The following is a 12717-nucleotide window of genomic DNA, read 5'->3' as shown; positions in this document are numbered from 1 at the left end:
TTTTCAAGAGCCCCAAAACGGAATCGAACCGTTGACCTTCTCCTTACCATGGAGACGCTCTGCCGACTGAGCTATTGGGGCCTGTCGCTTGTCGCTGTCGACGGGATAAAGCATACCCCACGTTCGCACGGGCTTTTGGCCACCGGGCGGCGGCGCTCAGGCAGCGGTGGGAAGCAGCCCGCCGAGCGCGTTGCAGGCCGATACGAGCCGCTGCAGTTCCCGGAGCGACGACACTTCGTCGATGGGCAGGGCCAGACATTCGTCGGCGGCCCGTTCCGTCTCCGGAAGCCACGGCACGCGCGTGCGCCGCACGAAGGACGGCAACCGGTGCACGGGCGTCTGTACGGGCACGTGACACCGGACGCCACGAGCCCGCAACGCCCGGGCGAACGCGTCCCGGTCGGGCCGGCCGTTGCCGAGGACGCGAACGACGTAGGAGTCGTAGCGGTGCTCGGCGCCGGGGGACGCTGTGGGAGTCACCACCCCGGAGAGATGGGCGTCGAGATAGGCGGCGTGGGAACGCCGCCGGGCGATGTCCGGGGAGGCGGGGGCCGGTTCGCTGTGCTCGACGACGGGCAAGGCGCGGCCGGACGCCACCTGTCGTAGGGCGCTCAGGTCGGCGGCCGGGTGACCGAAGAGGGGGACGGGCACGACGGCGGCGGTACGCGATGTCAGGGCGCCGGCCACGGCGGCCGGGTCGAGGCAGAAGGTAGCGGGATCGATGTCGGCGAAGACGGGGAAAGCCCCTACGTTCCGGACGGCCACGGCGGCCTCGGCGGTCGCGAAGGAGGGAACGATGATCTCGCTCCCCGCACGGACACCCGCGGCGACGAGCTTCTCTTCAGTCCGCATGCCGGGGATGCTGCCCACGGGAGGTGAACCCGGTGAAAACAAAAAAGCTCTGACGCGTGAACCGAAGTCCACACATCAGAGCTTTTTTGAATAATAGTTCGGCGGCGTCCTACTCTCCCACAGGGTCCCCCCTGCAGTACCATCGGCGCTGAAAGGCTTAGCTTCCGGGTTCGGAATGTAACCGGGCGTTTCCCTAACGCTATGACCACCGAAACACTATGAAATTAACGTCATCCGGCACTTTGGATGTTCGTTATTTCAGAACTAACACAGTGGACGCGAGCAACTGAGGACAAGCCCTCGGCCTATTAGTACCAGTCAGCTCCAACCGTTACCGGTCTTCCACACCTGGCCTATCAACCCAGTCGTCTACTGGGAGCCTTACCCCATCAAGTGGGTGGGAGTCCTCATCTCGAAGCAGGCTTCCCGCTTAGATGCTTTCAGCGGTTATCCCTCCCGAACGTAGCCAACCAGCCATGCCCTTGGCAGGACAACTGGCACACCAGAGGTTCGTCCGTCCCGGTCCTCTCGTACTAGGGACAGCCCTTCTCAAGACTCCTACGCGCACAGCGGATAGGGACCGAACTGTCTCACGACGTTCTAAACCCAGCTCGCGTACCGCTTTAATGGGCGAACAGCCCAACCCTTGGGACCGACTCCAGCCCCAGGATGCGACGAGCCGACATCGAGGTGCCAAACCATCCCGTCGATATGGACTCTTGGGGAAGATCAGCCTGTTATCCCCGGGGTACCTTTTATCCGTTGAGCGACGGCGCTTCCACAAGCCACCGCCGGATCACTAGTCCCGACTTTCGTCCCTGCTCGACCCGTCGGTCTCACAGTCAAGCTCCCTTGTGCACTTACACTCAACACCTGATTGCCAACCAGGCTGAGGGAACCTTTGGGCGCCTCCGTTACCCTTTAGGAGGCAACCGCCCCAGTTAAACTACCCACCAGACACTGTCCCTGATCCGGATCACGGACCCAGGTTAGACATCCAGCACGACCAGAGTGGTATTTCAACGACGACTCCACACACACTGGCGTGCATGCTTCACAGTCTCCCACCTATCCTACACAAGCCGAACCGAACACCAATATCAAGCTATAGTAAAGGTCCCGGGGTCTTTCCGTCCTGCTGCGCGAAACGAGCATCTTTACTCGTAGTGCAATTTCACCGGGCCTATGGTTGAGACAGTCGAGAAGTCGTTACGCCATTCGTGCAGGTCGGAACTTACCCGACAAGGAATTTCGCTACCTTAGGATGGTTATAGTTACCACCGCCGTTTACTGGCGCTTAAGTTCTCAGCTTCGCCCCACCGAAATGGAGCTAACCGGTCCCCTTAACGTTCCAGCACCGGGCAGGCGTCAGTCCGTATACATCGCCTTACGGCTTCGCACGGACCTGTGTTTTTAGTAAACAGTCGCTTCTCGCTGGTCTCTGCGGCCACCCCCAGCTCACGGAGTAAATCCGATCACCAGAAATGGCCCCCCTTCTCCCGAAGTTACGGGGGCATTTTGCCGAGTTCCTTAACCATAGTTCACCCGAACGCCTCGGTATTCTCTACCTGACCACCTGAGTCGGTTTAGGGTACGGGCCGCCATGAAACTCGCTAGAGGCTTTTCTCGACAGCATAGGATCATCCACTTCACCACAATCGGCTCGGCATCAGGTCTCAGGCTTCATGCTGTCCGGATTTACCTGGACAACGCCCTACACCCTTACCCCGGGACTACCACCGCCCGGGCTGGACTACCTTCCTGCGTCACCCCATCGCTTACCTACTACAAGTCTGGTTCGTCGGCTCCACCACTCCCCTTTGTCCGAAGACTCCAGGGCGGCTTCACGGACTTAGCATCGCCTGATTCGATATTGGGCGTTTCAAAGCGGGTACCGGAATATCAACCGGTTGTCCATCGACTACGCCTGTCGGCCTCGCCTTAGGTCCCGACTTACCCTGGGCAGATCAGCTTGACCCAGGAACCCTTAGTCAATCGGCGCACACGTTTCCCACGTGTGTATCGCTACTCATGCCTGCATTCTCACTCGTGAACCGTCCACAACTCGTTTCCACGGCTGCTTCACCCGGCACACGACGCTCCCCTACCCATCACAGTCCCCGTTAGGGGTATGTACTGCAATGACACGACTTCGGCGGTACGCTTGAGCCCCGCTACATTGTCGGCGCGGAATCACTTGACCAGTGAGCTATTACGCACTCTTTCAAGGGTGGCTGCTTCTAAGCCAACCTCCTGGTTGTCTCTGCGACTCCACATCCTTTCCCACTTAGCGTACGCTTAGGGGCCTTAGTCGATGCTCTGGGCTGTTTCCCTCTCGACCATGGAGCTTATCCCCCACAGTCTCACTGCCGCGCTCTCACTTACCGGCATTCGGAGTTTGGCTAAGGTCAGTAACCCGGTAGGGCCCATCGCCTATCCAGTGCTCTACCTCCGGCAAGAAACACACGACGCTGCACCTAAATGCATTTCGGGGAGAACCAGCTATCACGGAGTTTGATTGGCCTTTCACCCCTAACCACAGGTCATCCCCCAGGTTTTCAACCCTGGTGGGTTCGGTCCTCCACGAAGTCTTACCTCCGCTTCAACCTGCCCATGGCTAGATCACTCCGCTTCGGGTCTTGGGCGCGCTACTCAATCGCCCTATTCGGACTCGCTTTCGCTACGGCTTCCCCACACGGGTTAACCTCGCAACACACCGCAAACTCGCAGGCTCATTCTTCAAAAGGCACGCAGTCACGACACAAGAGCAAGCCCTTGTGCGACGCTCCCACGGCTTGTAGGCACACGGTTTCAGGTACTATTTCACTCCGCTCCCGCGGTACTTTTCACCATTCCCTCACGGTACTATCCGCTATCGGTCACCAGGGAATATTTAGGCTTAGCGGGTGGTCCCGCCAGATTCACACGGGATTTCTCGGGCCCCGTGCTACTTGGGTGTCTCTCAAACGAGCCGCTAATGTTTCAGCTACGGGGGTCTTACCCTCTACGCCGGACCTTTCGCATGTCCTTCGCCTACATCAACGGTTTCTGACTCGTCTCATGGCCGGCAGACCATGAAAGAGAGATCCCACAACCCCGCATGCGCAACCCCTGCCGGGTATCACACACATACGGTTTGGCCTCATCCGGTTTCGCTCGCCACTACTCCCGGAATCACGGTTGTTTTCTCTTCCTGCGGGTACTGAGATGTTTCACTTCCCCGCGTTCCCTCCACACTGCCTATGTGTTCAGCAGCGGGTGACAGCCCATGACGACTGCCGGGTTTCCCCATTCGGACACCCCCGGATCAAAGCTCGGTTGACAGCTCCCCGGGGCCTATCGCGGCCTCCCACGTCCTTCATCGGTTCCTGGTGCCAAGGCATCCACCGTGCGCCCTTAAAAACTTGGCCACAGATGCTCGCGTCCACTGTGCAGTTCTCAAACAACGACCAGCCACCCGTCACACCCTGCCGAAGCAGACCTTTACCGGGGCCGGCGTCGAAGGTGCCGGACCATAGTCCGTACCCTCAGACACCCAACAGCGTGCCCGACCCAATTCCCAGGTTTCACGTTCCACGCCGAAGCAGTACTAGTGAACCCTCAAGAACTGTGCCGAATAGTCAACGTTCCACCCATGAGCAACCGTGCGAGTCATTCGCTCGCAGTCGGCTATGTGCTCCTTAGAAAGGAGGTGATCCAGCCGCACCTTCCGGTACGGCTACCTTGTTACGACTTCGTCCCAATCGCCAGTCCCACCTTCGACGGCTCCCTCCACAAGGGTTGGGCCACCGGCTTCGGGTGTTACCGACTTTCGTGACGTGACGGGCGGTGTGTACAAGGCCCGGGAACGTATTCACCGCAGCAATGCTGATCTGCGATTACTAGCAACTCCAACTTCATGGGGTCGAGTTGCAGACCCCAATCCGAACTGAGACCGGCTTTTTGAGATTCGCTCCACCTCACGGCATCGCAGCTCATTGTACCGGCCATTGTAGCACGTGTGCAGCCCAAGACATAAGGGGCATGATGACTTGACGTCGTCCCCACCTTCCTCCGAGTTGACCCCGGCAGTCTCCTGTGAGTCCCCATCACCCCGAAGGGCATGCTGGCAACACAGGACAAGGGTTGCGCTCGTTGCGGGACTTAACCCAACATCTCACGACACGAGCTGACGACAGCCATGCACCACCTGTACACCGACCACAAGGGGGCGACCATCTCTGGCCGTTTCCGGTGTATGTCAAGCCTTGGTAAGGTTCTTCGCGTTGCGTCGAATTAAGCCACATGCTCCGCTGCTTGTGCGGGCCCCCGTCAATTCCTTTGAGTTTTAGCCTTGCGGCCGTACTCCCCAGGCGGGGAACTTAATGCGTTAGCTGCGGCACGGACGACGTGGAATGTCGCCCACACCTAGTTCCCAACGTTTACGGCGTGGACTACCAGGGTATCTAATCCTGTTCGCTCCCCACGCTTTCGCTCCTCAGCGTCAGTATCGGCCCAGAGATCCGCCTTCGCCACCGGTGTTCCTCCTGATATCTGCGCATTTCACCGCTACACCAGGAATTCCGATCTCCCCTACCGAACTCTAGCCTGCCCGTATCGAATGCAGACCCGGGGTTAAGCCCCGGGCTTTCACATCCGACGCGACAAGCCGCCTACGAGCTCTTTACGCCCAATAATTCCGGACAACGCTTGCGCCCTACGTATTACCGCGGCTGCTGGCACGTAGTTAGCCGGCGCTTCTTCTGCAGGTACCGTCACTTTCGCTTCTTCCCTGCTGAAAGAGGTTTACAACCCGAAGGCCGTCATCCCTCACGCGGCGTCGCTGCATCAGGCTTTCGCCCATTGTGCAATATTCCCCACTGCTGCCTCCCGTAGGAGTCTGGGCCGTGTCTCAGTCCCAGTGTGGCCGGTCGCCCTCTCAGGCCGGCTACCCGTCGTCGCCTTGGTAGGCCATCACCCCACCAACAAGCTGATAGGCCGCGGGCTCATCCTGCACCGCCGGAGCTTTCCACCACCAACCATGCGGTCAGTAGTCATATCCGGTATTAGACCCCGTTTCCAGGGCTTGTCCCAGAGTGCAGGGCAGATTGCCCACGTGTTACTCACCCGTTCGCCACTAATCCACCCCGAAGGGCTTCATCGTTCGACTTGCATGTGTTAAGCACGCCGCCAGCGTTCGTCCTGAGCCAGGATCAAACTCTCCGTGAATGTTTACCGGTAATCCGGTTCACACTCGCGTTGAGCGGAACAACCAGGCGGAATAGGCCCGGTCGTTCACAGCGTCCTCGCTGTGTGTTGCCCCCACTCAATCAAGAGCAGAGGACTTTTTAAAGGAACCTCATCCATCGAGATGGACGGGGTGTCAACATATCTGGCGTTGACTTTTGGCACGCTGTTGAGTTCTCAAGGAACGGACGCTTCCTTTGTACTCACCCTCTCGGGCTTTCCTCCGGGCTTCCCTTCGGTGTTTCCAACCTTACCAGATCCGTTTTCCGTTCCGTTCCCGGTTCGGATTTTCATTTCTGGCGCCCTGTCGGACCGGGCTTCCCCGACTTTATCAGATTTCTCTGAGCCGGATTTCCACTCGCTTTCCGGAGCTCCGCCCCGCACTCGAAGTGCTGCGGTGTTCCCTCTGCGGTGGAGCCGTAAACGTACTGGACGGCCGCGCCCGATGCAAATCGGCAGCGGGGGCGGCCGTCCATACGGCTGATGCCGCGTCAGACCTCAGGTGGGCCGGACGGGTCAGACCTCGACGACGATCGGGAGGATCATCGGCCGGCGGCGGTAGCTGTCGGAGACCCACTTGCCCACCGAGCGGCGGACGAGCTGCTGGAGCTGGTGGGGCTCGGCGACGCCGTCCGCGGCGGCCCTGGCGATGGCCTCCTCGATCTTCGGGACGACGGCGTTGAACGCCGCGTCCTCGATGCCGGAACCGCGAGCCTGGATCTGCGGGCCGCTCACGACCTTGCCGGTCGTGCTGTCGACGACCACGAAGACGGAGATGATGCCCTCGTCCCCGAGGATGCGACGGTCCTTGAGCGAGGCCTCGGTGACGTCGCCGACCGAGAGGCCGTCCACATACACATAGCCGGCCTGCACCTTGCCGACGATCTTCGCCTGGCCGTCGACCAGGTCGACCACCACACCGTCCTCGGCGATGACGATGTGGTTCTTGGGAATGCCCGTCAGAGCACCCAGTTCGGCGTTGGCGCGCAGGTGACGCCATTCGCCGTGGACCGGCATCAGGTTCTTCGGCTTGCAGATGTTGTAGAAGTACAGCAGCTCGCCGGCGGAGGCGTGGCCCGAGACGTGCACGCGGGCGTTGCCCTTGTGCACGACGTTGGCGCCCCAGCGGGTGAGGCCGTTGATCACGCGGTAGACCGCGTTCTCGTTGCCCGGGATCAGGGACGACGCGAGGATCACGGTGTCGCCGCGGACGATCCGGATCTGGTGGTCGCGGTTGGCCATGCGCGAGAGCGCGGCCATCGGCTCGCCCTGGGAACCGGTGCAGACGAGCACGACCTCGTCGTCCGGCAGGTCGTCGAGGGTCTTGACGTCGACGACGAGACCGGCCGGCACCCGCAGATAGCCCAGGTCACGGGCGATGCCCATGTTGCGGACCATCGAGCGGCCGACGAAGGCGACGCGGCGCCCGTACTCGTGGGCGGCGTCGAGGATCTGCTGGATGCGGTGGACGTGGCTGGCGAAGCTGGCCACGATGATCCGCTTCTGCGCGCCCGCGAAGACCTGGCGCAGAACACCCGAGATGTCACGCTCGGGCGGGACGAAGCCGGGGACCTCCGCGTTGGTGGAGTCCACCAGCAGCAGGTCGATGCCCTCCTCGCCGAGCTTGGCGAAGGCCGGGAGGTCGGTGAGGCGGCCGTCCAGCGGAAGCTGGTCCATCTTGAAGTCGCCGGTGTGCACGGCCATGCCCGCGGGGGTGCGGATGGCGACGGCCAGGGCGTCCGGGATGGAGTGGTTGACCGCGACGAACTCGCAGTCGAAGGGGCCCAGGCGCTCGCGGTCGCCCTCGGCGACCTCGAGGGTGTACGGGCGGATGCGGTGCTCCTGGAGCTTCGCCTCGATCAGGGCGAGGGTCAGCTTGGAGCCGATCAGGGGAATGTCCGGCTTCTCGCGGAGCAGGAAGGGGACGCCGCCGATGTGGTCCTCGTGGCCGTGCGTGAGCACGATGCCCTCGACGTCGTCGAGGCGGTCCCGGATGGACGAGAAGTCGGGCAGGATCAGATCGACTCCGGGCTGCTCCTCCTCGGGGAAAAGCACTCCGCAGTCGACGATCAGCAGGCGGCCGTCGTACTCGAAGACCGTCATGTTGCGGCCGATCTCACCGAGACCGCCGAGCGGGGTGACGCGCAGGCCGCCCTTGGGGAGCTTCGGCGGCGCGCCGAGTTCAGGGTGCGGGTGGCTCAAAAGACTCTCCTCACCACGCACGCCACATGCCCCTCCGGACACATGGCGCGCATGACATTCGTGCACTTGCAATTGTTTTCGATCTTCAGTTTTGCTCGATCTTCAGTTGTTCTCGGTATTCGGTTGTGAAGTCTGGGTGCTAGAGCTGTACCCCGCCGGCGGCGAGATCGCTCTTGAGCTGCTCGGTCTGCTCGTCCGTGAGGCCGACGAGGGGCAGCCGCACCGGGCCCGCGGGCAGGCCCTGGAGCGCCAGGGCGGCCTTGGTGGTGATCAAGCCCTGGGTGCGGAACATACCCGTGTACACGGGGAGCAGGCGCCGGTGGATCTCGGCCGCCTTGTCGGCGTCGCCGGAGCGGTGCGCCTCGAGCATCGCGCGGAGCTCAGGGGTGACGAGGTGGCCGACGACGGAGACGTAGCCGACCGCGCCGATGGAGAGCAGCGGCAGGTTGAGCATGTCGTCGCCGGAGTACCAGGCGAGGCCCGAGCGGGCCATGGCCCAGCTCGCCGCGCCGAGGTCGCCCTTGGCGTCCTTGTTGGCGACGATGCGCGGGTGCTCGGCGATGCGGACCATCGTCTCGGTCTCGATCTCGACGCCGCTGCGGCCGGGGATGTCGTAGACCATCACGGGCAGGCCCGTGGCGTCGGCGATCGCCGTGAAGTGGCGGCGCAGGCCCTCCTGCGGGGGCTTGCTGTAGTAGGGCGTGACCACGAGGAGGCCGTGGGCGCCCGCCTGCTCGGCGGCGCGGGCCAGCTCGATGCTGTGGTGGGTGTCGTTGGTGCCGGCTCCGGCGACGACGTGGGCGCGGTCGCCGACCGCTTCGACCACGGCGCGTACGAGCTGGGCTTTCTCCGCATCGCTGGTGGTGGGGGACTCACCGGTGGTGCCGTTGAGGACGATGCCGTCGTTGCCTGCGTCCACGAGGTGGGCGGCGAGGCGCTGAGCGCCGTCGAGATCGAGGGCGCCGTCGGCGGTGAAGGGCGTGACCATGGCGGTCAGGACCCGCCCGAAGGGCGTCTGCGGTGTGGAGGTCGGAGCCATAGGGGCCACGCTACTCGTTGCTCACCGTGAGGTACCCCCTCGGGGAGTGCCTAAAGGGATCCCGGCACTGCCTGCTCGGGGTTCAAGCAGTGCCGGGTCCGTTTTTTCAGCGTAGATGAAGGTGACGAAACGCCGCAATACGGACACCTTGCCCGCCGGTCCCGTAGCAGCGCGTCACCGCAGGTCGACGCGCCCTACGGGGCGACGCGACCGTTCTTGTTGAAGGCCTCGTAGGTGAGCGGCATGAGCTCGGCCCACGCCGCCTCCATCTTCTCGCCCACCATCTCGATCTCCCGCTGGGGGAACGAGGGGACCTTCGCCAGCTCGTGCTGGGTACGCAGCCCGAGGAAGTGCATCAGGGAGCGGGCGTTGCACGTGGCGTACATCGACGAGAAGAGGCCGACCGGAAGGACCGATCGGGCGACCTCGCGGGCGACGCCGGCGGCCAGCATCTCCTGGTACGCCTCGTACGCCTGGCGGTAGCTGTCCTCCATGGCGCGGCCGGTCAGCTCGTGCTGCGCCTCGGTGCCCTCGACGAAGACGTACTTGCCCGGGCGGCCCTCCTGGACCAGCTTGCGGGACTCGCCCGGCACGTAGAAGACGGGCTCCAGCTCGCGGTAGCGGCCGGACTCCTCGTTGTACGACCAGCCGACGCGGTGCCGCATGAACTCGCGGAAGACGAAGATCGGGGCGCTGATGAAGAAGGTCATCGAGTTGTGCTCGAAGGGGCTGCCGTGGCGGTCGCGCATCAGGTAATTGATGAGCCCCTTGGACCGCTCGGGGTCCTTGGTGATCTCTTCGAGGGACTGCTCGCCGGCCGTGGAGACCCGGGCCGCCCACAGCACGTCCGAGTCGGCCGCGCTGTGCTTGACCAGCTCGACGGTCACATCGCTGCGGAACCTGGGCTTCAAGTCCTCGGTGGGGGTGTCGCTCACCGGCGGGGTCCTTCCTTGTGCTGTTGTGCTTGGCCGCCGCCAAGCCTAAGCGCCACCACTGACACTCGGCCGACACCGGCCCGCGGGCGGCCCCCGGCGGCCGCCCGGTTCCCGCTGCCACAGGAAGGCCCGGCACGCCAGTTGATATTTTTCACAGAAGTTATGGAGAATCGGGCACCTCTTGCCCGGTTCGCGCGTCTTCAGGTGTGACAGCACACTTTCGAGGTTCCTAGGAGAGCCCACCATGTTCCGCCGGCGAGAGCCCGTGCCGTTCGCCTTCGTCGCCGAGGCCGAGCGCTACCGCAGCAACGTCACCCCGCCGCCCCGAGGCGGTGCCAGTCGTTCGGAGCTACTCGGCCGCACGCTGGTGGGGTTGACGGTGGCGGCAGGACTGATAGGCGCGCTGCTGTTCGGGATGCCGTCGCTGGAGACGGGTCAGCAGAACCCGGGCCACAGCCAGAAGTCCGAGGCCAACGCGGGCCGCTGATCACTGGCCCGGGGGCACCGGATACCCTCACCGCGCACAGTCGTTCGACTGTGGGTATGTGAGTGAGGAACCCGTCGTGCCCCTGCCCTTTTCGACAGCCGAACGCGACGGCGACATCGCGACACCGACCGACACGACCACGACCGTCAACACGACCACGACCGTCAAGAAGAGCGCGACCGACACCATCGCCGCGCTCCTCGCCTCAGAGGACCTGTACGAGGACCACCGCCGTTGGCGGCGCCCGTACCACCCCGGTCCGCTGCGGGTGGGGGGCGCGGCGATGCTGCTTCTGCTGGCCTCGTACCTCCTGGTGTCCGGCGTGATCATCGCCGCGGCCGGCGCCCTGCCCGGGGCGGGCGTCTGCTTCGCGATCGCCGCCGTGCTGATCACGGTCGCGGTGCGGATGGTGCGCACGGGCATCTGGGTGAGCCCGCAGGGGCTGCGTCAGCAGCGGCTGCTGCGCGCCGTGACGCTGTCGTGGGCCGAGGTGGCGGAGGTGCGGACCGTGCAGCAGCCGGTGCGGGTGGTGGGGATGCCGCGTACCGCGCAGGGGCAGGCGCTCGTGGTGCGGCGTACGGACGGCGGGACGCTGCCCGTGCTGGTGACCGACCGGAACGCCGATTTCGTGGGGCGGCCGCTGGCCTTCGCCGCGGCGGCGGACGCCGTCGAGGACCGGGTGGCCGCGTTCACGGCGTAGCCGGCGAAGCGGATGACAAAAGGGCCGGGGCTTCACGCCCCGGCCCTTCGTCGTCTCAGGCGCCCAAGGCGCCGACCTGCTTGCCGTCGTGGAGGGCGATCGCCCGCTGCATGGCCTTGCGGGCCCTGGGGGTGTCGCGGGCGTCGTGGTAGGCGACCGCGAGGCGGAACCAGCAGCGCCAGTCGCCCGGGGTGCTCTCCGTCTCGGCCTTGCGGCGGTTGAAGACCTCGTCCGCCGAGTCCCGGTCGATCCGCCCGCCGGGCGTCCGTGCGAGCTCGTCGACCGGGAGGCCGCCCTCGGCCTCCAGTTCACGGGCCAGCCGGTTGGCGTCGCGGGCGAACTTGGTGGTCTGGTAGAGGAACCAGGCCCCGATGAACGGCAGGATCATCACCGCCAGCCCGAAGGTGACGGTGACGACGGTGCCCTGCTGGATGAGCATCACGCCGCGGCTGCCGACCAGGACGAAGTAGACGACCAGGACGGCGGCCAGGGCGAAATAGACGATCTTGGCGCGCACGGTACTCAGCCCAGGTCCAGGAAGTTTTCCAGGCCGAACGTCAGGCCCGGCGTGGAGACGACGCGGCGGGCGCCCAGCAGGATGCCCGGCATGAAGCAGCTGTGGTGCAGCGAGTCGTGGCGGATGGTGAGCGTCTCGCCGGTGTCGCCGAGCAGCACCTCCTGGTGGGCGAGGAGGCCGCGCAGCCGGACCGAGTGGACGGGCACGCCGTCGACGTCGGCGCCGCGCGCGCCCTCCAGGGCCGTGGTGGTGGCGTCGGGCTGCGGGGCGCAGCCGGCCTCGCGCCGCGCGGCGGCGATGAGCTGCGCGGTGCGGGTGGCGGTGCCGGAGGGGGCGTCCGCCTTGTTGGGGTGGTGGAGCTCGACGACCTCGACGGACTCGAAGAAGCGGGCGGCCTGCTGGGCGAAGGCCATGGTGAGGACCGCGCCGATGGAGAAGTTCGGGGCGATGAGCACGCCGGTCCCGGGCGACGCCTCCAGCCAGGAGGTGAGCTTCGCGAGGCGGTCCTCGGTCCAGCCGGTGGTGCCGACGACGCCGTGGATGCCGTTGCGGACGCAGAACTCGAGGTTCTCCATCACCGAGTCCGGGTGCGTCAGCTCGACCACGACCTGGGCGCCGGCCTCGGTCAGGGTCTCCAGACGGTCGCCCCGGCCGAGCGCGGCCACCAGCTCCATGTCGTCGGCGGCTTCCACGGCCCGTACGGCTTCGGAGCCGATCCGGCCCTTGGCGCCGACGACCGCCACGCGCAGCTTGCTCATC

Annotated in this window: 8 protein-coding genes, 1 tRNA gene and 3 rRNA genes; 2 read left to right on the top strand and 10 right to left on the bottom strand. The window is 64.3% G+C overall.

Annotation, left to right across the window (positions count from 1 at the left end; genetic code table 11):
* Window positions 1–8: 8 nt before the first annotated feature.
* The 8 genes from EKH77_RS24025 to thyX form a co-directional block, all read right to left on the bottom strand.
* Window positions 9–81 (bottom strand) — tRNA-Thr (locus tag EKH77_RS24025).
* A gap of 75 nt (window positions 82–156) precedes the next feature.
* Window positions 157–852 (bottom strand): DegT/DnrJ/EryC1/StrS family aminotransferase, encoded by a 696-nt coding sequence (locus tag EKH77_RS24020; protein WP_126916380.1) that lies wholly within the window; start codon window positions 850–852, stop codon window positions 157–159.
* A 96-nt stretch (window positions 853–948) separates the two neighbouring features.
* Window positions 949–1065, bottom strand: a 5S ribosomal RNA gene (gene rrf, locus EKH77_RS24015).
* A 75-nt stretch (window positions 1066–1140) separates the two neighbouring features.
* Window positions 1141–4262 (bottom strand): 23S ribosomal RNA (locus EKH77_RS24010).
* 274 nt (window positions 4263–4536) lie between these two features.
* A 16S ribosomal RNA gene (locus EKH77_RS24005) occupies window positions 4537–6060 on the bottom strand.
* The 16S, 23S and 5S rRNA genes sit together here, the layout of an rRNA operon.
* Window positions 6061–6594: 534 nt before the next feature.
* Window positions 6595–8280: a ribonuclease J gene (locus tag EKH77_RS23995; protein ID WP_126916378.1), complete on the bottom strand. Its 1686-nt coding sequence runs from the start codon at window positions 8278–8280 to the stop codon at window positions 6595–6597.
* A gap of 139 nt (window positions 8281–8419) precedes the next feature.
* Window positions 8420–9319 (bottom strand): 4-hydroxy-tetrahydrodipicolinate synthase, encoded by a 900-nt coding sequence (gene dapA, locus EKH77_RS23990; protein ID WP_126916377.1) that lies wholly within the window; start codon window positions 9317–9319, stop codon window positions 8420–8422.
* A 194-nt stretch (window positions 9320–9513) separates the two neighbouring features.
* Window positions 9514–10254, bottom strand: coding sequence for an FAD-dependent thymidylate synthase (gene thyX, locus EKH77_RS23985; protein ID WP_126916376.1), 741 nt, complete (start codon window positions 10252–10254; stop codon window positions 9514–9516).
* Between the two features lie 244 nt (window positions 10255–10498).
* Between thyX and EKH77_RS23980 the strand changes: the two genes are divergently transcribed.
* Both EKH77_RS23980 and EKH77_RS23975 read left to right on the top strand, forming a co-directional pair.
* Window positions 10499–10741: a hypothetical protein gene (locus tag EKH77_RS23980; RefSeq protein WP_126916375.1), complete on the top strand. Its 243-nt coding sequence runs from the start codon at window positions 10499–10501 to the stop codon at window positions 10739–10741.
* 76 nt (window positions 10742–10817) lie between these two features.
* The gene (locus EKH77_RS23975; RefSeq protein ID WP_240667501.1) at window positions 10818–11441 is read left to right on the top strand and encodes a PH domain-containing protein; all 624 of its coding nucleotides are present in this window, start codon (window positions 10818–10820) and stop codon (window positions 11439–11441) included.
* A 55-nt stretch (window positions 11442–11496) separates the two neighbouring features.
* Here EKH77_RS23975 and EKH77_RS23970 read toward each other — a convergent pair whose 3' ends face one another.
* Window positions 11497–11958, bottom strand: coding sequence for a tetratricopeptide repeat protein (locus tag EKH77_RS23970; protein WP_126916374.1), 462 nt, complete (start codon window positions 11956–11958; stop codon window positions 11497–11499).
* A gap of 5 nt (window positions 11959–11963) precedes the next feature.
* On the bottom strand, window positions 11964–12716 hold the full coding sequence (dapB, locus tag EKH77_RS23965) for a 4-hydroxy-tetrahydrodipicolinate reductase (RefSeq protein ID WP_126916373.1): 753 nt from the start codon (window positions 12714–12716) through the stop codon (window positions 11964–11966).
* Window position 12717: the final 1 nt, after the last annotated feature.

It is taken from the genome of Streptomyces luteoverticillatus (genome assembly GCF_003970715.1).
GTDB lineage: Bacteria > Actinomycetota > Actinomycetes > Streptomycetales > Streptomycetaceae > Streptomyces > Streptomyces abikoensis.
Note: the sequence above shows the minus strand (reverse complement) of the source record. Positions and strands in the feature narration are given on the sequence as shown.

Excerpts from the sequence above, each read along its gene's own strand:
- EKH77_RS24020 (WP_126916380.1), bottom strand. The coding sequence starts at position 852 with ATGCGGACTGAAGAGAAGCTCGTCGCCGCGGGTGTCCGTGCGGGGAGC.
- EKH77_RS23980 (WP_126916375.1), top strand. The coding sequence starts at position 10,499 with ATGTTCCGCCGGCGAGAGCCCGTGCCGTTCGCCTTCGTCGCCGAGGCC.
- dapA (WP_126916377.1), bottom strand. The coding sequence starts at position 9,319 with ATGGCTCCGACCTCCACACCGCAGACGCCCTTCGGGCGGGTCCTGACC.
- dapB (WP_126916373.1), bottom strand. The coding sequence starts at position 12,716 with ATGAGCAAGCTGCGCGTGGCGGTCGTCGGCGCCAAGGGCCGGATCGGC.